Consider the following 20933-nt stretch of genomic DNA (forward strand, 5'->3'; position numbering starts at 1 on the left):
TTAATCTCTGCCTGTTCAAACTTCTGGCCGTGGCTGGGGGTACTCACACAGTCATTTCATCATCGGGTACCGACAATTTATGCGACTCCCGCTCGAGCCGCTCCGCGATGGCGTCGATCCGGTCGAAGTCGGCGTCGGTGGGCGCCCACCGGCCGGAGGCCAGGTCAACGCGCCAGCGTCCCTCGCCGGTCCGGAGGAAGTCGTCATAACGACCCAGCAACGGGGTCCCCTCCTGGAGATAGAGGGCCAAGGCCTCGTGCTCGAGGCCGGGAGGCGCGTCCCCGCTGGACTTCAGGACGCGCCACCAGGGCACGCTGCTGCCATGGTGGCTCATGACCGAACCGACCTGGCGCGGGCCGCCGGAGCCGAGGAGTTCCGCAACGTCGCCATAGGCCACCGCAGTACCGGCCGGGATCAACGCCACGAGTTCCAGCACCGCCTCCACATACTCCGTCCGCATCGGTCCAGCCTAGCCGTTCCGGACGCTGGACCCGATCCCGGACGGCACGCGGGCACGGCGGTCAAGAACTGTCGGAGGCAGCAGGTAGCGTTGACGCATGAGCACTTGGAACAGCCTTCCCCGCGCAGCCTTCGACCTCGAAACAACGGGCCGCAACTCCCGCTCGGCACGGATCGTCACGGCGTCGGTCACAGTGGTGGACTCCGTCGGCGGAGTGATCAAGGAACACGAATGGCTAGCCGATCCGGGCGTTGAGATTCCCACCGAGGCCAGCGATATCCACGGCGTCACTACCGAGCAAGCCCGCCGCGAAGGCCGCCCGGCCGCCGAGGTGACGCGCGAACTCGCCGCCGTGCTGCAGGAGCTGTTCGACGCCGACGTTCCCGTCATCGCTTTCAACGCCAGCTACGACTTCACCGTGCTCGCGGCAGAGTCGGCCCGGTACGGCGTCCCGCAGTTGAGCCGCTTCCCGGTCCTGGACCCTTACATCATGAACAAGCAGGTGGACCGCTACCGCAAGGGCAAGCGCACGCTCACCGCCCTGTGTGAGGAATACGGCGTCAGCCTGGACAATGCCCACACCTCCGCTGCCGACGCCCTGGCAACCTTGCGCATGCTCGACGCCATGGCCGGCAAATTCCMCAAGCTCAGGATGCCGGCGAGCCACCTGCACCAGCTCCAGGTCGAATGGGCCTCGGCCCAGGCCGCGGATTTCCAGAGCTACCTGCGCAAAACGAAGCCAGCCGCCGTGATCGAAGGCGACTGGCCCGTCCTGCCGCCCGAGGACGCCAGCCGCGGCGACTTCTAGGATTTCCGGACGCCGGGACAACTGGACGCCGGGGCTCCTTGACGTCCGGAGCAGGGTGCGGGAGCACTTCTTAAAACGAAACGTTCGCCCTTGGAACGGCTTAACTAGACCCCCGCTGCACGTAAATCCAGCAATTGCGACGGAGCTCACACTGCCCGGGGCTTCCAACTGCCGGGTGCTCCTTTGCCGATGATTCCGCAGCCCCGTGCCGCCGCTGCCAGGATCACGGCCGATCACCCGGAATCCTGAAGATACTTCGTGAAACGCTTGCGCCAGCCCTGATTCGTTCGGATTGAATGGGCGTCCACGTCGGATGACACAATTATCTTTCGCGGTGTGCCTGCTCCACCCGGCGCCCAAATCAGCGGCCGGGGGCCCGATGAGCCTCCCGCGACCCTCTGAATTCAGACGAAAGTGATTGCGTGATGAAAAGCAAAGCCTTGAAGTGGCTGACAACCGTTCCCGTGGCCCTCGCCGTGGCGGTCTCCCTTGCAGCGTGCGGCGGCGGGTCGGCGCAGACAACGGCCTCACCCTCCGATGCCCTCCAGGGCAGCGACCAGAAATCCCTGGACAAATACACCACCAAGGACGTCACTCCCCTGGACAAGATTGACAAGTCCAAGCTCGGCCTGATCAGTGAGGGAACCCTGACTGTCGGAACGCTTTCGGACGCCCCGCCGAACATCTACATCGACGAGTCCGGCAAGTTCACCGGCTACGACAACGAGCTCCTGCGTGCCATTGCGGACAAGCTGGGCCTCAAGGTGGAGTTCAAGGCGACCGGCTTCGCGTCGCTGCTCGCCCAGGTCCAGAACAAGCAGTTCGACCTCGGGTCCTCCTCGATTTCCACCACTGACGCCCGCCGCGAGACCGTGGGCTTCACCAACGGCTACGACTTCGGCTACATGGCCGTGGTGGCGAAGAAGGACTCCAACATCAAAGGCTTCAAGGACCTGACTAAGGACACCCGCATCGCCGTAGTCCAGGGCACCGTGCAGGATGACTACGTCACCAACACGCTCCAGATCGAGCCGGTCCGCTTCGAGGACTACAACACCGCCTACGCCAACTTGAAGAACGGCCAGGTCGACGCCTGGGTCGCACCGTCGCAGCAGGCCACCGGCCAGGTCAAGGAAGGCGACGGCACCGTCATCGCCGAGTCGGTTGTGAACACCCAGAACTTCACCGCGTACGCCGTGAACAAGGAAAACCAGCCGCTCATTGAGGCGCTGAACTCCGGCCTCGACGCCGTGATTGCCGACGGCACCTGGTCCAAGCTGACCAAGGAATGGTACCCGGACCGCGAGACCCCGGCCACGTGGTCCCCGGGCTCCAAGGCCGTCACCGTTCCGAAGTCCTAGTCCATGGATGCACTCGATCAACTCGTAAAGACCTTCTTTGACTGGGAGGCGATGGCGGCCGTCCTGCCGAACATGATCATGTTCGGCCTGCGGAACACCCTGATCCTGGCGGTCTCCTCGGGTGTGCTCGGGTGCATCCTGGGCATGGTCCTGGCCGTCATGGGCACATCCCGGAGCACTGCGCTGCGGGTGCTCTCCCGGATCTACACGGATGTGTTCCGCGGCGTTCCCGCCATTGTGGTCATCCTGCTGATCGGCCTCGGGCTCGGACCCATAGTCCGGGCACTGACCGGATCCACAAACCCGTTCCCGCTCGCCATCTTCGCCCTGACCCTCATGGCGGCGGCCTACATCGGCGAGATCTTCCGCTCGGGCATCCAGAGCGTGGAAAAGGGCCAGCTCGAGGCCTCCCGCGCCCTGGGATTCAGCTACAGCTCATCCATGCGCCTCGTGGTGATTCCGCAGGGCATCCGGCGGGTGCTCCCGGCCCTGGTCAACCAGTTCATCACGCTGATCAAGGACTCCTCCCTGATCTATCTGCTGGGCCTCCTCGCAAGCGAGCGTGAGATCTTCCGGATCGGTAACGATGCCGCCGCCAACACGGGGAACCTGTCGCCGTTGGTTGCCGCGGCCTTCATGTACCTCATCCTGACCGTTCCGCTGACCCACTTGGTCAACTACATCGACAAGCGCCTGCGTACCGGCCGTCCGGAGAAACGGCAGCCGGACGACGCCGCGGCCCTGATCGGGAAGGGAGCTCAGGCATGAGCGAATTCGCCTCCGGCTCACTGACCGGCAAGAATCTTCACCTGTCCTTCGGCTCAAACCATGTCCTCCGCGGCATCGACCTGCACGTCGCGACGGGCACCACCGCCTCGGTGATCGGCCCCTCCGGCTCAGGGAAGTCCACGCTGCTGCGGGTCATGAACCGCCTGATCGAACCGGACCAGGGCGACATCCTGCTCGATGGCCGCTCGGTCCTGAAGGACAACCCGGACGAGCTGCGCCAGCGGATCGGCATGGTGTTCCAGCAGTTCAACCTGTTCCCGCACAAGACCGTGGTGGACAACGTCTCGCTGGCGCTGCGGAAGCTGCGCAAGCTGCCGGCCGAGCAGGCCCGGGCCGAGGCGCTCGAGCAGCTCGACCTGGTGGGGCTCAAGCACAAGGCCGACGCGCGTCCTGCCAACCTCTCCGGCGGCCAGCAGCAGCGCGTCGCCATTGCCCGCGCCCTGGCCATGAAGCCGGAGGTGATGTTCTTCGACGAGGCCACTTCCGCCCTCGATCCGGAGCTCGTCAAGGGTGTGCTGGCGCTGATGGCCGACCTCGCCAAGGGCGGCATGACCATGGTGGTGGTGACCCACGAGATGGGCTTCTCCCGCAACGTCTCGGACACCGTGACCTTCATGGACGCCGGCGTCGTTGTCGAGTCCGGTCCGCCGGAACAAATCTTCACCAGCCCGCGGACTGAACGGCTGCAGGGGTTCCTCGCGGACGTTCTGTAGTTCGCCGGCCGCGGCATTAACGACTGATGGCACCCGCCGCGGCGGGTGCCATCAGTCGTTTAAGGGCTCAGGCTACGCCGTGGCGCCGGCTGCCGCCTTCGCCGCGGCCGGCAGGGCATCGAAGATCCGGTTCATCGCAGTGTCGTCGTGCGCGGCGGAGAGGAACCAGGCTTCGAAGACCGACGGCGGCAGGTAGACGCCGGAGTCCAGCATGGAGTGGAAGAACGGGGCATAGCGGAACACTTCCTGGCCCTGGGCGTCCTCGTAGTTGTGGACACCCCGGGCGCCCGTGCCGAACGCCACGGAGAACAGGTTGCCCGCGCGCTGGATGGAGTGGTCCACGCCGGCCGCGTCGAGGGCGGAGGACAGCGCCGCGGAGAGTTCCAGCGAGCGGGCGTCCACGAACGCATAGACCTCGGGGGTCGCGTGCGTGAGGGTCGCGACCCCGGCGGCCATGGCGACCGGGTTCCCGGACAGGGTCCCGGCCTGGTAGACGGGTCCCAGGGGCGCCAGGTAGTCCATGACCTCCGCGCGTCCGGCGAGGGCCGCCGTCGGCATGCCGCCGCCAATCACCTTCCCGAACGTCAGCAGGTCCGGGGTCCACGGCTCGGCGGCGTCGGCGGCCCCGCCGGTGAGGCCCCAGTAGCCGGAGTAGCCGGTGCGGAAGCCGGTCAGGACCTCGTCGAGGATCAGCAGGGCGCCGTGCTCGCGGGTGATCCGGGACAGGCCGGCGTTGAAGCCGTCGCCGGGGGTGACCACGCCCATGTTGGCGGGAGCGGCTTCGGTGATGACGGCGGCAATGCTGTCACCGTGCTTGGCGAAGGCGGCTTCGACGGCGTCGAGGTCGTTGTAAGGCAGCACGAGGGTCTCGGCGGCAGTAGCGGCGGTGACGCCGGCCGAGCCGGGCAGCGCGAGGGTCGCCAGGCCGGAGCCGGCGGCGGCGAGGAGGCCGTCGAGGTGGCCGTGGTAGCAGCCGGCGAACTTGATGATGAGGTTCCGCCCGGTGAAGCCGCGGGCCAGCCGGACGGCCGTCATGGTCGCCTCCGTGCCGGTGGACACCATCCGGACGCGCTCGGCGGCAGGGACGCGCTCCTTGACGATGGCGGCAAGGTTCGCCTCGTCCGGCGTGGAGGCGCCGAAGGACAGTCCGCGGTCGACGGCGGCGTGCACGGCGGCGAGGACGTCCGGGTGGGCGTGCCCCAGCAGCGCCGGGCCCCAGGAGCAGACGAGGTCGACGTAGTCGGCACCGTCGGCGTCGGTCAGGTAGGCACCCTTGGCGGACACCATGAACCGCGGCGTCCCGCCCACGGAACCGAAGGCGCGCACGGGTGAGTTCACGCCGCCCGGCATCAGCTGGCGGGCGCGGTCAAAGAGTTCCTCGTTGCGAGGCATGCTGGAAGTCATGGTTCCTATTCTTTCAGTTCGCGGCCAGCAGCGCGGCCACGCGGGGCGCCACGTCGGTGCCGAAAAGTTCGATGGAGCGCATCATCGCCGTGTGCGGCAGGGTGCCGTTGCTGTACTTGAGGTCAAAGCGGTCCACGCCCAGGTTCTTCTTGAGCAGGGCGATCTTCGCGGCCACGGTTTCGGGCGAGCCGACATAGAGGGCTCCCTCGGGCGTGCACATCGCGTCGAACTCGCCCCGGCTGGCCGGACCCCAGCCGCGTTCGGCCCCGATCCGGTTCCGCTGCTCGAGCCAGTGCGGGAAGAACTCCTCCCGGGCTTCCTCATCCGTCGCGGCAACGTGGCCGGGTGAATGCGTGGCCATCTGCTGCATCGGGTGCCCGTACTTTCCCATGGCCTCACGGTAGAGGTTGGCCAGCGGCGCGAAGGACCGCGGCTGGCCGCCGATGATCGCGAAGATGATCGGGTAGCCGTACTCGGCGCAGCGCAGCACCGATTCGGGGGTGCCGCCCACGCCGATCCAGGTCGGCAGCAGGTGGTGTTCCAGCGGCGGATAGACGCTCAGGCCGTTGATGGCCGGCCGGGTGCGTCCCTCCCAGTGGACCGGTTTCTGTGCCCGGACCTTGTCGAAGAGCTCAAGCTTTTCCTCGAAGAGGACCTCGTAGTCGGCCAGGTCGAGGCCGAAGAGCGGGAAGGATTCGATGAAGGACCCGCGGCCCAGCATGACCTCTGCCCGGCCGCCGGAGATGGCGTCCACGGTGGCGAAGCGCTGGAAGACCCGGATGGGGTCATCGGAGCTGAGCACTGTCACGGCGGAGCCGAGCCGGATGTTCTTGGTGCGGGCGGCCGCCGCGGCCAGGAAGACCTCCGGGGCCGAAACCGCGAAATCGCGGCGGTGGTGCTCCCCCACCGCGAAGGCGTGCAGGCCGATCTCGTCCGCAAGTTCGGCCTGTTCCAGGAGCTGCCGCAGCACCTGCGCGTGCGGAACGGGGTGGCCGTCCGGGAAGACGCCGACGTCACCGAAGGTGTTCAGGCCGAGGAGGATGCGGTTGGACCCCACCGGGGCAGTGGGCGTCGAGATCCGGGGCTCGGGGGCCGTGTTCACCGGGATTCCTTCAGCCAGCCGGCGAGCTCGCTCGCCCAGTAGGTCAGCACCATGTTGGCACCGGCGCGCTTGATGCCCAGGACGGACTCGGTGATGGCGGCACGGCGGTCGATCCAGCCGTTCGCGGCGGCGGCCTCGATCATCGAGTACTCGCCGGAAATTTGGTAGGCGGCCACGGGGACGGGGCTCATGGCGGCGACGTCGGCAAGGATGTCCAGGTAGCTCATGGCAGGCTTCACCATGACCATGTCGGCGCCTTCTGCCAGGTCCAGGTCGACCTCCAGGATCGCCTCCCGACGGTTCGCGGCGTCCATCTGGTAGGTGCGTCGGTCGCCGGTCAGCTGCGAGTCGACGGCTTCGCGGAACGGGCCGTAGAACGCGGAGGCATACTTCGCGGCGTAGGCCACAATGGCGGTGTTGGCGTGCCCGGCGTCCTCGAGGGCCTGTCGGATCACGGCGACCTGGCCGTCCATCATGCCCGAGGGGCCCAGGACGTGGGCGCCGGCCTCGGCCTGCGCGACCGCCATCTGGCCGTAGATTTCCAGGGTCGCATCGTTGTCGACGTAGCCGTTGGCGTCGAGGACGCCGCAGTGGCCGTGGTCGGTGAATTCGTCCAGGCACACGTCACTCATGACCACGAGTTCGTCGCCGACCTCGGCGCGGACGTCCCGGATGGCCTTGTTCAGCACACCGTCGGGGTCCAGGGAGGCCGTGCCGAGCGCGTCCCGGACTGCCGGGACGCCGAACAGCATGATGCCGCCGACGCCCAGCTGCACGGCCTCGGCCGCGGCGCGCCGGAGCGAATCGGTGGTGTGCTGCTGCACGCCGGGCATCGAGGCGATCGGGTTGGGCTCGCTCAGGCCTTCGCGGATGAAGGCCGGCAGGATGAGCTCCGAGGCCGAGAGCCGGTGTTCAGCGGTCAGCCGGCGCATGGCCGGGGTGGTGCGGAGCCGGCGTGGGCGGTGGGTCGGGAAGCTCATGTGGTGTCCTTTGCTGAGGGCTCTGCGACTGACGGATGAGGTGAAGAGTGCTGGTGGTCCAGGGACCGGACGACGGCGGCAACCAGGCCGGACGCCGTAGGCTCCTGGGCGACGGCGGCGACGGTGAGTCCGAGTGAGGCCGCCTCGGCCGCCGTCGAGCGTCCGATGGCGACGAAACGGCAGTTGCCCAGCGGGGCGAGGTCCGCGTGGATGCGGCGGACTGCGCTGGGCGAGGCGGCGACGACGGCGTGCAGCCGGCCGGCACCGATTTCCGCTTTCGCCTCGGCCACCGTGAGCACGGTGGGCGGCGGCGCGTCCTGCCCTGCGGGACCGGTCCCGTGCGGCGAGGTCTGCGGCGACGTCTGCGGTGAGGCCGGTGCAGACGCGGGCAGGGCCCGGCGCGGATCGGCCGGATAGTCGACCGTGTTGTAGGCGGTGACGGCCTGGACAGCCGCACCGCGGGCCTCGAGGCCCTTGCGCAGCCGCGGGTCGGCAATGTCCGCCTGGGGCAGGAGCACGCTGCCTTGGTTCTGGGGCCAGATGTCGAGCAGACCCGTTCCGGACTGCTGGCCTGTGGGGGCAAGGTCGACGCTGATGCCCCGGGATTCCAGGAAGCTGCGGGTCGCCGGGCCGATCGTGGCCACGAGAATGCTGCCGGGCAGCCAGCTGCTGAGGGAGGCGCCGCGTTCGGCCGCCTTCGCCTCAAGAGCCTGGACGGTGGTCACACTGCTGATCACGAGCCACGTGTAGGCCCCGGCGCCGAGGGCGTCGAAGGCGACGTCGAGGGAGTGCTGGTCACCGGCCTGCTCGAAGTCGATCAGCGGCAGGAGCAAGGGCTCGGCACCGACACGGCGGAGGGCAGTGACGAGCTGCCCCGCCCGGTCCGGGCTGCGGGCAACCAGCACACGGGCACCGTCCGGCACCCTCATGCCCGGTGTCCCGCCCGTGTGGTTATGGTCGCTGTGCCGTCCCATGAAGTGGTGGAATCCGCTGTTCAGGAAGCTGCCAGGTCCGCGATGTCGGCGGCGCCGCGGGCCAGCAGGACTTCCGCCAGCTCGATCCCGAGCAGCGTTGCCCCGACCTCGGTGAGGCCGTCGGTGGCCTTCTTGTCGCGGACGGTTGCCGTGCCGTCAACCGCGCAGACCACCGCTTCGAGGTACAGCATGCTGCCCTTGCGGTAGGCATAGGCGCCCACCGGGGCGGCACATCCGGCCTCCAGACGGGCCAGCAAAGCGCGTTCGGCCGTGACGGCGAGCCGGGTGTCCTGATCATCGAGGGCCGCGAGGGCCTGCGCCAGCACGCCCTGGGAGCCCTCCGTGGACCCGGCCCTGCGGGGAGCATCGGCGGTGCGGCATTCGATCGCCAGGGCGCCCTGCCCGGCGGCAGGGAGCATGACGTCCGTCTCGAGGTACTCGCTGACCGCGTCGAGCCGGCCGATCCGGTGCAGTCCGGCGGCGGCGAGCACGACGGCGTCGAGGTCGCCGGATTTGCCGTCAACGACGGCGTCGTTCGTGTTGCCCGCCAGGCCGGGAACGCGCCCCAGCCGGGTGTCCACGTTGCCGCGGATGTCGCGGATGTCCAGGTCCGGACGCACGGCGCGGAGCTGGGCCGCGCGGCGCGGGGAGCCGGTGCCGACGCTCGCCCCGCTGGGCAGGTCGGCAAGCTTGAGCCCGTCGCGGGCGCACAGCACGTCCCGGACGTCGACGCGTTTCGGTGTGGCCGCGAGGCTCAGGCCGAGGGCGGGACCTGTGGGGAGGTCCTTGAGCGAATGCACGGCGACGTCGCATTTGTCCTGCAGCAGGGCGTCGCGCAGCGCGGCGACGAACACGCCGGTGCCGCCCATCTGGGACAGCGAGCCTTTGAGGACATCGCCGTCGGTCCGGATGTGGACGAGCTCGACAGGGAACCCGCCGAGAGCGGCCAGCTGGTCCGCTGTCTGCTGGGTCTGGGTCAGGGCCAGTTTGCTGGCGCGGGTGCCGATCCGGACGGTCATGGGGTCACCCGGCCCGCCGCCGTCGCAGCCGTGCCCGAAGCCGTGGGCGCGGCCCGGTAGGGATCGTGTCCGGTCCCCACCATGGTGTCGGCGCCGGCGATGGTGGGCTTGTCGCCGCGGAAGTTCGCGCAGCAGCCGGGACGGCAGACGTCATACCAGGGGCCGAGCTTGGTCAGGTGCGGCCGCTCCGCGATGTTGTTCGCGGCGGTTCGCTCGCAGATGAGGTCCACGAGCCCGGCGACAAACTTGCGGTGCGTTCCGGGCGTGGGGACGCGGGTCGCGGCCAGGTCCAGCCTGGCGCAGGTCTCCAGCGCCTCGGTGTCCAGGTCCCAGACCACTTCCATGTGGTCGCTGACAAAGCCCACGGGCACAATCACGATGCCCTTGACGCCCTGGCCGGCGAGCTCCTCGATGGCGTCGTTGATGTCCGGTTCGAGCCACGGCACGTGCGGGGCGCCGGAGCGGGACTGGTAGACGAGCGACCACGGTGCGGTCAGGCCCGTCTCGGCCTCCACCCGGCGGATGATCTCGGTGCCGGAGGCCAGGTGCTGGGCCACGTAGGCGGAGGTTTCCTCGAAATCTCGGGGCTCACCCTCGGAGCGGCCGGCGGCCTCGGCGTCGCGGGTCGGGATGGAGTGCGTCGCGAACAGGATGTGCATGGGGGCGTCCGGGGTGCCGGCCGCGGCCAGCTGGGCGCGGACGTCGGCGATGCCGGCGGCGGTGCCCTCGATGAAGGGTTCCACGAAGCCGGGATGGTCGAAGTACTGGCGCACCTTGTCGACCTCGAGCTTGCCGTCGAGTCCGGTTTCGGTCAGCGCCATGCCGATGTCCTCGCGGTACTGGCGGCAGCTGGAGTAGCAGGAGTAGGCGCTCGTGGTGAGCATGAGGACCTTGCGGTGGCCGGCGTCGTAGATCTCCTGCAGGGTCTGCGGGATGTACGGGTCCCAGTTGCGGTTGCCCCAGAACACGGGCAGCCCGATGCCGCGGCCGGCAAGTTCGGCCTCGAGGCCGGCTTTGAGCTGACGGTTCTGTCCGTTGATGGGGCTGATGCCGCCGTTGGCGCGGTAGTGGTGCGAGACCTCTTCGAGCCGTTCGTCGGGGATGCCGCGGCCGCGGGTGACGTTGCGGAGGAACGGGATGACGTCCTCCTGGCCTTCGGGTCCGCCGAAGGAGGCGAGGAGCACGGCGTCGTACTCCTTGGGGGCCATCCGGCCGGCCTCGGTGACAGGGTTCACGGCGGTTACTGAGGCTGCGGATTCCTGGGGATCCAGCGGGCTCATGCCAGGACCTCGGCAATCTCGGCGGCGGTGACGCGGCGGCCGGTGTAGAACGGGATTTCTTCCCGGACATGGTGCCGCGCTTCGGTGGCCCGCAGGTGCCGCATCAGGTCCACGAGGTCCACGAGTTCGGGGGCTTCCAGCCCGAGGATCCATTCCCAGTCGCCCAGGGCGAAGGAGGAAACCGTGTTGGAGATGACCTGGGGGAAGTCGCGGCCCAGCATGCCGTGGTCGCGGAGCATGGCGCCGCGCTCGGCGTCCGGCAGGAGGTACCACTCGTAGGAGCGGACGAAGGGGTAGACGCAGAGCCACTCAGCAGGTTCCACACCGCGGGAGAACGCCGGGGTGTGGTTCTTGGCGAACTCGGCCTCGCGGTGCACGCCCATGGCGGACCAGACGATCTCCGTGCCGGCGAACAGCTTGCTGCGCCGGATGTCCCGGACTGCCCGCTGCAGCGCTTCCGGCCGGGGACCATGCAGCCAGACCATGATGTCTGCGTCGGCCCGCATCGCCGAGACGTCGTAGCTGCCGCGGTGGACGACGCCGGCGTCGGCGAGACTCTTCATCAGCGCGTCGAAGTCTTCGGCTGCGTCCGCGCCGCGCAAGATGTCCGCGGACCGCTTGAAAACGGTCCAGAGGGTGAAGAACTGCTCAGTTGAATCTTCGGGCGCCGGTGCCCCGGCGACTGATTCTCCGGGGACTGACATTCCGGTTTTAGTGACAGATTCGGCAGAAGTGTGGCTCATGCATACCAGTCTGCCTCCTCTCCCCAGCTAAGTCGAAAAAAAGCACTTCTACAACGCGTAGAAGTGCTTTATTTCACACCGGGAGGCTGGCCCGCGGGGACGGGTCCGTCAGCTCCGGTCCGCGGGGACGGGTCTGTCAACTCCGGCGCATCCGGACGACCGCGACGCCGGCGCCGAGCGAGAGCGCCACCAGGCAGATGCCCCAGCCGATCAGCGGGGACGGCCCGGCGGGTTCCACCGCCGAGGTGGCCTGCAGGGAGGTGTTGCCGGAGTGGCCCTTGGCCGGGGCCGTGGACGAACCGGCCGAGCTTGAACTGGTTGCGGAAGGCCGCGGCGCGGCGGGCTTCGACGGCGCCTGCGTGCCGGTACCGCTGCCCGCGGCCGGCACAGCGGTTCCGGGCTGGGCATCGGCGGCCGGGTCGGCGCCCGTGCTCCCCAGGGCTGGCTGGCCGGGAGCCTGCCCGGTGGCCGGCAGAGCCGGAGCAGAACCGCCTGTGGCGGGCGCTCCCGGCACCGGGGCTGTGGACGGCGGGCCGGCCGGCGGCGCAGCTTTCGCGGACGGGGTGCTGGACGGCGGGGTGCTGGTGTTCGGGGCCGTGGGTTCGGGCTCGTCGGGCTCGGGGTCGCTGGGCTCCGGGTCGCTGGGTTCCGGGCTGTTGCCGTGCGACGGCGGCTGCGACGGGGTGGACTCGCCCGAGCCGGCGGACGGCGAAGGGCTTGGCGTCGTCGAGGAGCCCAGCAGCCCGTTCAGCACGTCATCGAGGCCGAGCGACAGCGAGCCCTGCGTCGACGGAACGGTGGACGCCGCCGCGGACAACCCCGTGGCCGCCTGTGAGGCAGGAACCCCTGCGGTGGCAGCCAGCAGGGCCCCGAGTGCGACTGCCGCCGCACCGTGTCGAAGGCCCCGATGGCGCCCGGTCTTCATTGTGGACACCTTGGACCTGAAAATAACCATGGTCATCGACCCTAGCCGGAATCGACCTGCAGGAAAAACTTGCAAAAACCGCGAATTAACGACAGGAAACACACGGGATCGGAGGGGTTCAGGGTGCCCTTGGAGCAGCTGTGATTCGTGTGACTGAGGGTGCTTTTGGGACTCGCCGGACCGGGGTCAGGGCAGCCGATCTGAGACAGGCGTGTTCAGGGCAGGGGCACCCACAGCTGCAGCCTTGAGTGCGGCCGCGTTGAAGGCAACAGCCTTCAGGGCAGCGGCCTTCAGGACAACAGGGTGCGGACCTGCCCCGGGGTGTCGGCCACAATCGCGGCCAGGCCGTTGCCGGACAGCCAGCCGCCCACCACGGCAAGCGTGCCGTCAGCGGCACAGATGCTCCGGACGGCTGCGACGCGCTGCCTGTGGCCCAGCGACGCAAAGGGCAGTGCACCGGCCCAGCGGACCACGTCCCAGTCCGCCACGTCCCCGGCGCTGACGGAAACGCCCAGCAGGGCCGAGGCGTCGGCCAGTGCTGCGCGGAACAGTTCATCATCAGAGTGCGGCGCTGCGGCCGCTCCCCCGCCTCCGGACCCCGGCGCCGCCCCTGGGGCAGCGGCGCGCCCGTAGGAGAGCCGAAGCACATGCCGTCCCGGGCCTGTCCGCTCCGCCAGCCAGGCCCATTTGGCGGTGGCGTGGGTCAGCGCCTTGGCCTGCACGCCCGGGCTCTGCGGAGCCACAAGCACGCCGGTGCCGCGTGGCGCCCGGTCAAGGGCAGGCAGATCCACCACAAGGGTGACGAGGCTGACATCGGGTCCGGCGTCGGGGCGGAGGCCGGCAAGTTCCGGCAGGGTTTCCTCAAGCAGCCCGACGGCGGCGGGACCCTCCACCGCAACCACGAGGACCCCGGCGTCGAAGGTGGCCTGGTCTGTTGCGACGCGCCAGCCGCCGGCCGTGCGCTGCACTGACCGGGCCGGGGTGCCGCTGAGCAGGGTGACGCCGCGCTGGCGCAGATCGGCGAGCAGGGCGGCGACGAGGGTGTGCATTCCGCCGTGCAGCCCGGCGACGGCGGACCCGGCTTTCGCAAGCCCTGCGGACTGGGCCTTCGCAGACCCGGCTGGGGCAGCCGCCGCTCCCCTGCGCTGGGCCGCGACGGCGGCGGCGAGGGAACCGTGCTGACGGATGCCGGCCCGCAGTCCGGGGGCCACCATGTCGACGTCGAGCACCGAGGGATCGGCCGAGTGGACGCCGCCGACAACCGGTGCCACGAGTCGGTCCAGGACCCGGCTGCCCATCCGCCGGCGGACCAGGGCTGCCACGCTCGTGGCCGCGGCACCGGTGCCCAGCGAGGCCGGCAGCACGGCGTCGATGGAGGCGCGGAGGGAACCCAGCAAGCCCAGCGACCGGCGGACTTCCGGGTCCCACGGGCTGGCCGGGATGCCCAGCACTCCGGTCTTGGGCAGTTCCCGCGGGCCTTCGGGCAGCTGGACCCAGGCGCCGCCGGGGTTCGGCGCGACGATCTCGCTGGCCAGCCCGAGCTCCGCGGCGAGATCGGCTACGGCAGCGGTGCGGGTGGCGAACGACTCCGCCCCGCTGTCCAAGGTCAATCCGGCCACGGTATGGCTGCCGACGCAGCCGCCCCAGGCCTCCCCGGCCTCCAGGACGGTGGTGCGGACGCCTGCCCGGACAAACTCCCGGGCCGCAAGCAGGCCGGAGATCCCGCCCCCGATCACGACCGCGGTGCCCACCAAGGCAGTCCCGGTGGCGCCTGCGTCCATGCCCTTACTCCGGAGCGATGGAGTGGATGAGTTCGACCACGCGCGTGAGCACCGCAGGATCCGTCTCCGGCGGCACTCCATGGCCGAGGTTCAAGACGTGCCCGGGTGCGGCGGAGCCCGCCGCGATCACGTCGCGGACATGCGCTTCGAGGACCTCCCACGGTGCCGCGAGCAGGGCTGGGTCAATGTTGCCCTGCAGCGGAACGGTGCCGCCGAGGCGGCGGTTGGCTTCGTCCAGCGGCAGCCGGTAGTCGACGCCCACGACGTCGACGCCGACGTCGCGCATCGCGACGAGCAGCTCCGAGGTGCCGGTGCCGAAGTGGATCAGCGGGGCGCCAAGGTGCCGGACTTGGTCCAGGGCACGGGACGACGCCGGCGCAACAAAGCGCTGGTAGTCGGCCAGTCCCAGCGAACCGGCCCAGGAGTCGAAGAGCTGGCCGGCCGAGGCGCCGGCTTCCAGCTGTGCCCGGAGGAACATTCCGGAGGCGTCCGCGGCCCAGTTGGCCAGGGCAGTCCAGGTCTCGGGGTCGGCGTGCATCATGGTGCGCGGGCCGAGGTGGTCGCGGGACGGCTTGCCTTCCACCATGTACGCGGCGAGGGTGAAGGGCGCGCCGGCGAAGCCGATCAGCGGGGTGCTGCCGAGCTCGGCCACGGTGAGCCGGACGGCTTCGCGGATGGGCTCCAGGGCCGCCCAGGTCAGCTGCGGCAGGGCGGCGACGTCCGCGGCCGTGCGGACCGGTTTGTCCAGGACGGGTCCGACGCCGGGGACGATGTCCACGCCGACGCCGGCCAGCTTGAGCGGGATCACAATGTCCGAGAAGAAGATGGCGGCATCGACGTCGTGGCGTCGGACCGGCTGCAGCGTGATCTCGGACGCCAGTTCCGGGCGCAGGCACGAGTCCAGCATCGCGACGCCCTCGCGGATCTTGAGGTATTCGGGCAGCGAGCGGCCGGCCTGGCGCATGAACCAGACAGGACGGCGGGAGGGCTTGCCGCCGCGGTAGGCGGTGATCAGCGGGGAGCCCGCGGTGCGGCCGTCCATCAGCGGGTGCCCGGCATCGAGGCCGCCGGCGGCGGCATCCACGACGGCGTCATCGGTGGCAGCACTGCCCTCGGACATACTGAATGTGGTGGTGCCGGTTCGTGCCGCAGCGCTTGGAGTCATGCCTTCGATTGTGCCCAAATTTGTGCCCAAAAGATAACGACAGCCTGTCACGACGCCCATCCTGGGCCGCACCGTGGCGGGAATCACAGGCCAGCGTGCCCGAGCCCACGCCGGGCAGTTGTTCTACACGGAGACGAAAAAGCTATGATGGTGATGCTGTGGTTCTTTTTTCATTGGTGGCTACACACGCCGACATCGACCTCGAAACCGTTGCTCAGTTGAGCACCGGCGCTTCAGGGCTCGCCACATCCGCCCTCGCCGGATCGCCGGCCGTGGCGGGTGCCGTTGTCCTTGCCACCTGCAACCGCCTTGAAATCTACGGTGAAGCCCCGCATCCGGATGCCGTCGACGCCGCCCGGGCAGCGCTCATCACCCAGATCAGCGGAGCCAGCGGACTCAACGATCAACTCGTCTCCCGCGCCTTCAGCACCCGCACCGGTGCCGAGGTCAGCCAGCACCTCTTCGCGGTTAGTTCAGGACTGGACTCCGCCGTGGTCGGCGAACGCGAAATTGCCGGCCAGGTACGTCGGGCCTTGATCACGGCCCAACACGAGGGCACTGCCAGCTCCGGCCTGGTCCGGCTGTTCCAGGCCGCATCAAAGACCGCCAAGGACGTCGGCGCCCAGACGGCGCTGGGTTCGCGCGGCCTTTCCATCGTCTCCGTGGCGCTCGATCTCGCGACGGACCTGTCCGAAAACCCCGACTGGTCCACCAAGAAAGCCGTTGTCTTCGGGACCGGCGCCTACGCCGGAGCCACCATGTCGCTGCTGCGCGAACGCGGCTGCACCGATGTCTGCGTCTATTCCTCCTCCGGGCGCGCCGCCGGCTTCGTCGCCACCCGGGGCGGCACGGCCCTGGACGAGGACACTCTTCCGGCCGCAGTTGCCGCGGCCGACGTCATGATCGGCTGCAGCGGCTCCGACAGCCGGGTCGAAGCGGACGACCTCGCCCGGATCCGGGCGAACTCGCCCCAGGCTCTCATCGCGATCGACCTCGCATTGACCCATGACTTCGATCCCGCGGTGGGCGACCTCGACGGCGTCGAACTGCTCACGCTGGAATCCGTCCGGCTGGCCGCACCGCAGGAACAGGCTGAGTCGCTCGAGCAGGCCAGCAGCATCGTGTCCGGGGCGGCCAGCGCGTTCGAGCAGGAGCGCGAGGCGCGGTCCGTTGACTCCGCCATCGTCGCCTTGCGCCGCCACACGATGAACGTCCTGGACGCGGAAATGGAAAAGGTCCGGGCCCGGCACGGCTGCACGGCCGCCGCCGAGGAAGTCGAATTCGCCCTGCGCCGCATGGTGAAACAACTGCTGCACGTGCCCACCGTCCGGGCGCGCGAACTGGCCTCCAACGGACAGCAGGACGCCTACGTTGCCGGTCTTGAGGCGTTGTACGGCATTACGGTGGAGCCCCCCGCCGGCGCAACGGCCGCAGGTACTGCCGGTTCCGCGGCCGCGTGCCCCGTGGACCACACCCCCGCTGTCCATAACCCTGGCGACCTCGGCCCCGCTGCGGGCGACATCCGCGAAACCGCGTAGCCTCCCCGCGCGGGCTCATCCAGGGCTACCCTGCCTTATCCGGGGAAGGCGTTGATCCCGGTCATTTCGGCCGACACCTGCCACAGCCGTGCGGCAGCCTCGCGGTCCACCGCATGGGCATCCACGCCCCTGATCCTCGCTTCGGGCGATCCCGGCACCGTGGCTTCGGCGATGTCGCAGTCCTCGCAGTAGACGCCGCCCATTCCCTCGAGCGCCGGCGCCGTCGCGGCCCAGACCGAGGTGGCGGCGCCCTGCGCCGGTGTTTTGAACCGGGGGTCGAGCTTGCCGTGCTCGTCCATCCAGCCCGCGGCGATCATCTCCTCCCGCGGCAGGTGCCGCTGCAGTTCGGTCATGATCCCGCCCGGATGCACGGCGAAGGCGCGCACGCCAAAGTCCCGGCCCAGGGCGTCGAGCTGGACGGCGAAGAGCGCGTTGGCCGTCTTGGCCTGGCCGTAGGCGCGCCACTTGTCGTAGCCGGCGTCGAAATTGATGTCATCGAATCGGATCCCCGAGAGCTTGTGGCCGGTAGAGGACAGCGAGACCACCCGGGCTCCCCGCGCCGCGGCAAGGGCCGGCCACAGCAGGTTGGTGAGGGCAAAATGGCCCAGGTGGTTCGTGGCGAACTGCGATTCCCAGCCTGGACCCACCCTCCGCTCCGGACTTGCCATGACGGCGGCGTTGTTGATGAGGATGTCCAGACGGACGACTGCGCCAGGCGCAGCGCCGGGCGCAGCACCGGCCAGGAAGCCGGCGGCGAACTCCTTCACGCTGGCCTGGTCCGCAAGGTCCAGTTCAGCAACGCTGACATGGCCGCCTTCGGCTGCCGGCGTCAGCCCGGCCGCAGCGAGGACGTCCCGGGCATGCTCCGGCCGGCGGGCCGGCACCACAACGGCGGCGCCGGCCCAGGCCAGTGCCCGCACGGTCTCCAGGCCCAGTCCCGAGTAGCCGCCCGTGACGATCGCGGTCTTCCCGGCCAGGTCGATGCCGGCAATGACCTCGGCCGCCGTCGAATCCCGGCCAAAGCCGGAGCCAATCTTGCGCTGGGATGTCCCGGTAGTTTCCTCGCTCATGACCAGGCCTTTCGTTGGGCGCCGCTCGGCGGAGTGTTTATCGGCGGCCGCGACGTGGCCGGCCGGATGGCCTCAGTCCAGGCTTCAGTACACAGGCTTCCCGGGTTCCACGTCCCGGACCCAGGCGAGAATGCCGCCTTCGAGGTGGCTGACGCGCTCGTACCCGGCGGCGCGGGCTGCGGACAGGACCGCAGCGGAACGTGTTCCGCCCTTGCAGTGGAAGACGATTTCGGCATCCTGGGGCAGTTCCTGCCACGCTTCCCCGGCAAGGATGCGGCCCTGCGGGATCAGCACCGCCCCGTCAATGCGGACGATCTCGTGTTCCCCTTGTTCCCGCACGTCCACGAGGTGGAAGTCCTTGAGGCCGGCCTTGCGCGAGGCGAGCATGGTGGCGAGCTGGGCCGCCGTCACTGTGTGCTCGGTACCCGCATCCGCCGTTGGGGTGATGCCGCAGAAGGCCTCGTAATCGGTCAGTTCCGTGATCCGCGCCGCCTCGGGGTCCCGGGCCACCTTGATTTCGCGCCAGGTGCCGCCCAGCGCGTCGTAAAGCGCCAGCCGGCCCAGCAGGGACCGGCCGACGCCGGTGATCAGCTTGACGGCCTCGGTCACCATCAGCGCTCCGACGGCGGCGCACAGCATGCCGAACACGCCGCCTTCGCCGCAGGACGGGACCGATCCAGCCGGCGGCGCCTCCGGGTAGAGGTCCCGGTAGGTGGGCCCGAACTGCTCCCAAAAGACGCTGACCTGGCCGTCGAAGCGGAAGATCGATCCCCAAATGTAGGGCTTGCCGAGGATGGCGGCGGCGTCGTTGACGAGGTAGCGGGTGGCAAAGTTATCGGCGCCGTCGAGGATGAGGTCGTAGCCGGCAAAGAGTTCCAGTGCGTTGGATGCGTCGAGACGGACGTTGTGGAGCCGGACATCCACGAGTGGGTTCAGGGCGGCGATGGCATCGCGGGCGGACTCGATTTTGGGCCGGCCCACATCCGCGACGCCGTGGATGATCTGGCGCTGGAGGTTGCTGAGGTCGACGTCGTCGTCATCGACAATCCCGAGGGTGCCGACCCCGGCGGCGGCGAGATAGAGCAGGGCGGGGGAGCCGAGGCCGCCGGCCCCGATGACGAGAACTTTCGCGTTCTTGAGGCGCCGCTGGCCGATCGCGCCGATCTCCGGAATGATCAGGTGGCGCGAGTAGCGTTCCACCTCGTCGGGGCTGAGGTCCCCTGCCGGAGCAACCAGCGGTCCGGGCCGCGGGTCCAGCTGCGGCCGGGGGGTTGCGGGGGCACCGGAAGCGGTGAACTTGGAAGCCATACTTCAATCTATGCCCCAAGATACCGCCAGGTCATATTACCCGCGCGTAAGGTGTAATTGAGTGCAAGGTAGTTCAGTACAAGTGCAGTTGAGTGCGATTGCGCGCAATTGGGGTGAAAAGGGAAAGAAGGCCGACAGTGGTTCATCAGGCACCGGCGGAGCGGGACGAGAACGGCAAGCCGCCGGCCGGACAGACGCGGAGCGGACAGCGTTCGGCCCGCCTCCCCCGTGACGAACGCCGGGCGCAGCTGCTGGCGGCTGCGCAGGAAGTCTTCGTCGCGAACGGCTACCACGGCGCCGCCATGGATGAGATCGCCGAGACCGCCCATGTCAGCAAGCCAGTGCTGTACCAGCACTTCCCTTCCAAGCGCGACCTCTACCTCGCATTGCTGGACAGCCACCTCAGCAAGCTCATCGATCTGCTGCTTGGCGCCCTGAATTCCACCACAGACAATGACGAACGCGTCCAGGCGGTCATGCGCGCCTACTTCCGCTTCATCGCCCACGACGACCAGGCGCACCGGCTCGTCTTCGAATCGGACCTGATTAACGATCCCGACGTCAGTGCACGGCTGGAAACGTTCAACAAGACCTTTGCCGACGCCGTCGCGCGCGTCATCGCCGAGGACACGAAACTGCCCGACCTCGAAGCCCAACTGCTGGGCCGCGGGCTCGCCGGAATGGCCCACGTGAGCGCCCGGTACTGGCTGGAAACGGACGGGAACCTGGACCTCGATGTTGCCAGCGACCTCATCTACCGTTTAGCTTGGCGCGGAATCTCCCGCTTCCCCAAAGAGACCTAGACTACAAATAGAGATTGACCTTAGACATTCTTTGGACGTTGATTGGCTGGGAGGCCTTGCTGTGGAAGTAAAGATTGGTATTCAGAACATTGGCCGCGAACTTGTCCTCGAATCGACCCAGGACGCCGACACCGTCGCCAAGGTAGTCGCCGAGGCGATCGCCAAGGGCGGCGAACTGCGGCTGAAGGACGACAAGGGCCGCCTGGTGATCGTCCCCGCCAATGTCCTGGGCTACGTGGAAATCGGAGCAGAAGAGGCCCGCCGCGTCGGCTTCGGCGCTCTCTAGCCCCGCCGTCCGAGCGGCCGCCGTCGGAGCAGCTTCCCGGCTGAATCCTTCGGTACCGCTTCGCTTTCTTCACTACCGTTTACTCACTGTCGTTTTCTTCACAAGCGTGAGGTGTCCTGAATGCTTTCTCTGATTGTGGTTGCCATGGTGACCGTTGCTGCGGGCTTCGTGGTGTGGGCTAACGACAAGCGGCACACGAAATACGGCGTCAGCGTCCCAGCCGGAGTCGCTGCGACCGTCGGCATGCTGAGCTGGATCATCTTCATTGCCGCCGGGCTCGGGTACCAGCCGGGCCTGACCTGGATCCCGTGGATCCTGCCGATGGTCCTGGGCACTGCGGCCTCGATCGCGGCCGTGGTGTACCTCGGCAAGACCCGGACCCGGCAGGACACCGAGCGGCTCACAACCATCCTGAAGCTCTGAC

General features: G+C 68.7%; 21 protein-coding genes. 8 read left to right on the plus strand and 13 right to left on the minus strand.

Annotated elements, in window-relative coordinates; translation table 11 throughout:
- Positions 1–43: 43 nt before the first annotated feature.
- Positions 44–460 carry an MGMT family protein gene (locus AC1DR1_RS04750; protein WP_229994149.1) on the minus strand — a complete coding sequence of 139 codons (417 nt, stop codon included), beginning with the start codon at positions 458–460 and terminating at the stop codon, positions 44–46.
- A gap of 97 nt (positions 461–557) precedes the next feature.
- On the opposite strand from AC1DR1_RS04750, the gene AC1DR1_RS04755 reads away from it, so the two are divergent.
- The 4 genes from AC1DR1_RS04755 (at position 558) to AC1DR1_RS04770 (ending at position 4131) form a co-directional block, all read left to right on the plus strand.
- The gene (locus tag AC1DR1_RS04755) at positions 558–1268 is read left to right on the plus strand and encodes an exonuclease domain-containing protein (RefSeq protein ID WP_476992234.1); all 711 of its coding nucleotides are present in this window, start codon (positions 558–560) and stop codon (positions 1266–1268) included.
- Between the two features lie 425 nt (positions 1269–1693).
- The gene (locus tag AC1DR1_RS04760) at positions 1694–2629 is read left to right on the plus strand and encodes an ABC transporter substrate-binding protein (protein WP_476992235.1); all 936 of its coding nucleotides are present in this window, start codon (positions 1694–1696) and stop codon (positions 2627–2629) included.
- A gap of 3 nt (positions 2630–2632) precedes the next feature.
- Positions 2633–3397, plus strand: a complete 765-nt coding sequence (locus AC1DR1_RS04765; protein WP_229994151.1) for an amino acid ABC transporter permease — start codon at positions 2633–2635, stop codon at positions 3395–3397.
- Positions 3394–4131: an amino acid ABC transporter ATP-binding protein gene (locus AC1DR1_RS04770; protein WP_364745790.1), complete on the plus strand. Its 738-nt coding sequence runs from the start codon at positions 3394–3396 to the stop codon at positions 4129–4131. Before AC1DR1_RS04765 ends, AC1DR1_RS04770 begins: the two co-directional genes overlap by 4 nt.
- Before the next feature lie 72 nt (positions 4132–4203).
- On the opposite strand, the gene hemL is transcribed toward AC1DR1_RS04770, so the two are convergent.
- From hemL to hemE, 10 genes are all read right to left on the minus strand, one after another.
- Entirely contained in the window at positions 4204–5535 is a 1332-nt protein-coding gene (gene hemL, locus AC1DR1_RS04775; RefSeq protein ID WP_229994153.1) for a glutamate-1-semialdehyde 2,1-aminomutase, read from the minus strand.
- A gap of 13 nt (positions 5536–5548) precedes the next feature.
- On the minus strand, positions 5549–6637 hold the full coding sequence (locus AC1DR1_RS04780; RefSeq protein ID WP_364745787.1) for an LLM class flavin-dependent oxidoreductase: 1089 nt from the start codon (positions 6635–6637) through the stop codon (positions 5549–5551).
- The gene (gene hemB / locus AC1DR1_RS04785; protein ID WP_229994155.1) at positions 6634–7617 is read right to left on the minus strand and encodes a porphobilinogen synthase; all 984 of its coding nucleotides are present in this window, start codon (positions 7615–7617) and stop codon (positions 6634–6636) included. Before hemB ends, AC1DR1_RS04780 begins: the two co-directional genes overlap by 4 nt.
- Complete coding sequence (locus AC1DR1_RS04790) at positions 7614–8546, minus strand: uroporphyrinogen-III synthase (RefSeq protein ID WP_229994156.1); 933 nt, start codon at positions 8544–8546, stop codon at positions 7614–7616. Before AC1DR1_RS04790 ends, hemB begins: the two co-directional genes overlap by 4 nt.
- Positions 8547–8611: 65 nt before the next feature.
- Entirely contained in the window at positions 8612–9610 is a 999-nt protein-coding gene (gene hemC / locus AC1DR1_RS04795; protein WP_229994157.1) for a hydroxymethylbilane synthase, read from the minus strand.
- Positions 9607–10890 (minus strand): ferrochelatase, encoded by a 1284-nt coding sequence (locus tag AC1DR1_RS04800; protein ID WP_476966417.1) that lies wholly within the window; start codon positions 10888–10890, stop codon positions 9607–9609. The genes hemC and AC1DR1_RS04800 overlap by 4 nt, the downstream gene beginning before the upstream one ends.
- Positions 10887–11633, minus strand: coding sequence for a hydrogen peroxide-dependent heme synthase (gene hemQ, locus AC1DR1_RS04805; protein WP_229994159.1), 747 nt, complete (start codon positions 11631–11633; stop codon positions 10887–10889). Before hemQ ends, AC1DR1_RS04800 begins: the two co-directional genes overlap by 4 nt.
- A 136-nt stretch (positions 11634–11769) precedes the next feature.
- Positions 11770–12558, minus strand: a complete 789-nt coding sequence (locus tag AC1DR1_RS04810; protein WP_476992236.1) for a hypothetical protein — start codon at positions 12556–12558, stop codon at positions 11770–11772.
- 290 nt (positions 12559–12848) lie between these two features.
- On the minus strand, positions 12849–14339 hold the full coding sequence (gene hemG / locus AC1DR1_RS04815) for a protoporphyrinogen oxidase (RefSeq protein ID WP_229994161.1): 1491 nt from the start codon (positions 14337–14339) through the stop codon (positions 12849–12851).
- A 4-nt stretch (positions 14340–14343) separates the two neighbouring features.
- Complete coding sequence (gene hemE, locus AC1DR1_RS04820; protein WP_476992251.1) at positions 14344–15459, minus strand: uroporphyrinogen decarboxylase; 1116 nt, start codon at positions 15457–15459, stop codon at positions 14344–14346.
- 203 nt (positions 15460–15662) lie between these two features.
- Between hemE and AC1DR1_RS04825 the strand changes: the two genes are divergently transcribed.
- Complete coding sequence (locus tag AC1DR1_RS04825; protein ID WP_476992237.1) at positions 15663–17042, plus strand: glutamyl-tRNA reductase; 1380 nt, start codon at positions 15663–15665, stop codon at positions 17040–17042.
- Positions 17043–17077: 35 nt separating this feature from the next.
- On the opposite strand, the gene AC1DR1_RS04830 is transcribed toward AC1DR1_RS04825, so the two are convergent.
- Positions 17078–18112 carry an SDR family NAD(P)-dependent oxidoreductase gene (locus AC1DR1_RS04830; protein WP_476992238.1) on the minus strand — a complete coding sequence of 345 codons (1035 nt, stop codon included), beginning with the start codon at positions 18110–18112 and terminating at the stop codon, positions 17078–17080.
- A gap of 84 nt (positions 18113–18196) precedes the next feature.
- Complete coding sequence (gene moeB, locus AC1DR1_RS04835) at positions 18197–19420, minus strand: molybdopterin-synthase adenylyltransferase MoeB (protein ID WP_476992239.1); 1224 nt, start codon at positions 19418–19420, stop codon at positions 18197–18199.
- A 137-nt stretch (positions 19421–19557) separates the two neighbouring features.
- Here moeB and AC1DR1_RS04840 point away from each other — a divergent pair, with 137 nt between their 5' ends.
- The 3 genes from AC1DR1_RS04840 (at position 19558) to AC1DR1_RS04850 (ending at position 20932) form a co-directional block, all read left to right on the plus strand.
- Positions 19558–20223 carry a TetR/AcrR family transcriptional regulator gene (locus AC1DR1_RS04840; protein ID WP_414645492.1) on the plus strand — a complete coding sequence of 222 codons (666 nt, stop codon included), beginning with the start codon at positions 19558–19560 and terminating at the stop codon, positions 20221–20223.
- 61 nt (positions 20224–20284) lie between these two features.
- A complete protein-coding gene (locus AC1DR1_RS04845) occupies positions 20285–20509 on the plus strand; it encodes a DUF3107 domain-containing protein (RefSeq protein ID WP_229994165.1) in 225 nt (74 codons plus the stop codon).
- A gap of 120 nt (positions 20510–20629) precedes the next feature.
- On the plus strand, positions 20630–20932 hold the full coding sequence (locus AC1DR1_RS04850) for a hypothetical protein (protein ID WP_229994166.1): 303 nt from the start codon (positions 20630–20632) through the stop codon (positions 20930–20932).
- Position 20933 lies beyond the last annotated feature (1 nt).

This window comes from Arthrobacter sp. P4_F10, assembly GCF_056401435.1.

Excerpts from the sequence above, each read along its gene's own strand:
- AC1DR1_RS04790 (WP_229994156.1), bottom strand. The coding sequence starts at position 8,546 with ATGAGGGTGCCGGACGGTGCCCGTGTGCTGGTTGCCCGCAGCCCGGAC.
- hemE (WP_476992251.1), bottom strand. The coding sequence starts at position 15,459 with ATGTCCGAGGGCAGTGCTGCCACCGATGACGCCGTCGTGGATGCCGCC.
- AC1DR1_RS04830 (WP_476992238.1), bottom strand. The coding sequence starts at position 18,112 with ATGAGCGAGGAAACTACCGGGACATCCCAGCGCAAGATTGGCTCCGGC.
- moeB (WP_476992239.1), bottom strand. The coding sequence starts at position 19,420 with ATGGCTTCCAAGTTCACCGCTTCCGGTGCCCCCGCAACCCCCCGGCCG.
- hemG (WP_229994161.1), bottom strand. The coding sequence starts at position 14,339 with ATGGACGCAGGCGCCACCGGGACTGCCTTGGTGGGCACCGCGGTCGTG.
- hemB (WP_229994155.1), bottom strand. The coding sequence starts at position 7,617 with ATGAGCTTCCCGACCCACCGCCCACGCCGGCTCCGCACCACCCCGGCC.
- hemL (WP_229994153.1), bottom strand. The coding sequence starts at position 5,535 with ATGACTTCCAGCATGCCTCGCAACGAGGAACTCTTTGACCGCGCCCGC.
- AC1DR1_RS04770 (WP_364745790.1), top strand. The coding sequence starts at position 3,394 with ATGAGCGAATTCGCCTCCGGCTCACTGACCGGCAAGAATCTTCACCTG.
- hemQ (WP_229994159.1), bottom strand. The coding sequence starts at position 11,633 with ATGAGCCACACTTCTGCCGAATCTGTCACTAAAACCGGAATGTCAGTC.
- AC1DR1_RS04800 (WP_476966417.1), bottom strand. The coding sequence starts at position 10,890 with ATGAGCCCGCTGGATCCCCAGGAATCCGCAGCCTCAGTAACCGCCGTG.
- AC1DR1_RS04760 (WP_476992235.1), top strand. The coding sequence starts at position 1,694 with ATGAAAAGCAAAGCCTTGAAGTGGCTGACAACCGTTCCCGTGGCCCTC.
- hemC (WP_229994157.1), bottom strand. The coding sequence starts at position 9,610 with ATGACCGTCCGGATCGGCACCCGCGCCAGCAAACTGGCCCTGACCCAG.
- AC1DR1_RS04750 (WP_229994149.1), bottom strand. The coding sequence starts at position 460 with ATGCGGACGGAGTATGTGGAGGCGGTGCTGGAACTCGTGGCGTTGATC.
- AC1DR1_RS04810 (WP_476992236.1), bottom strand. The coding sequence starts at position 12,558 with ATGAAGACCGGGCGCCATCGGGGCCTTCGACACGGTGCGGCGGCAGTC.
- AC1DR1_RS04850 (WP_229994166.1), top strand. The coding sequence starts at position 20,630 with ATGCTTTCTCTGATTGTGGTTGCCATGGTGACCGTTGCTGCGGGCTTC.
- AC1DR1_RS04765 (WP_229994151.1), top strand. The coding sequence starts at position 2,633 with ATGGATGCACTCGATCAACTCGTAAAGACCTTCTTTGACTGGGAGGCG.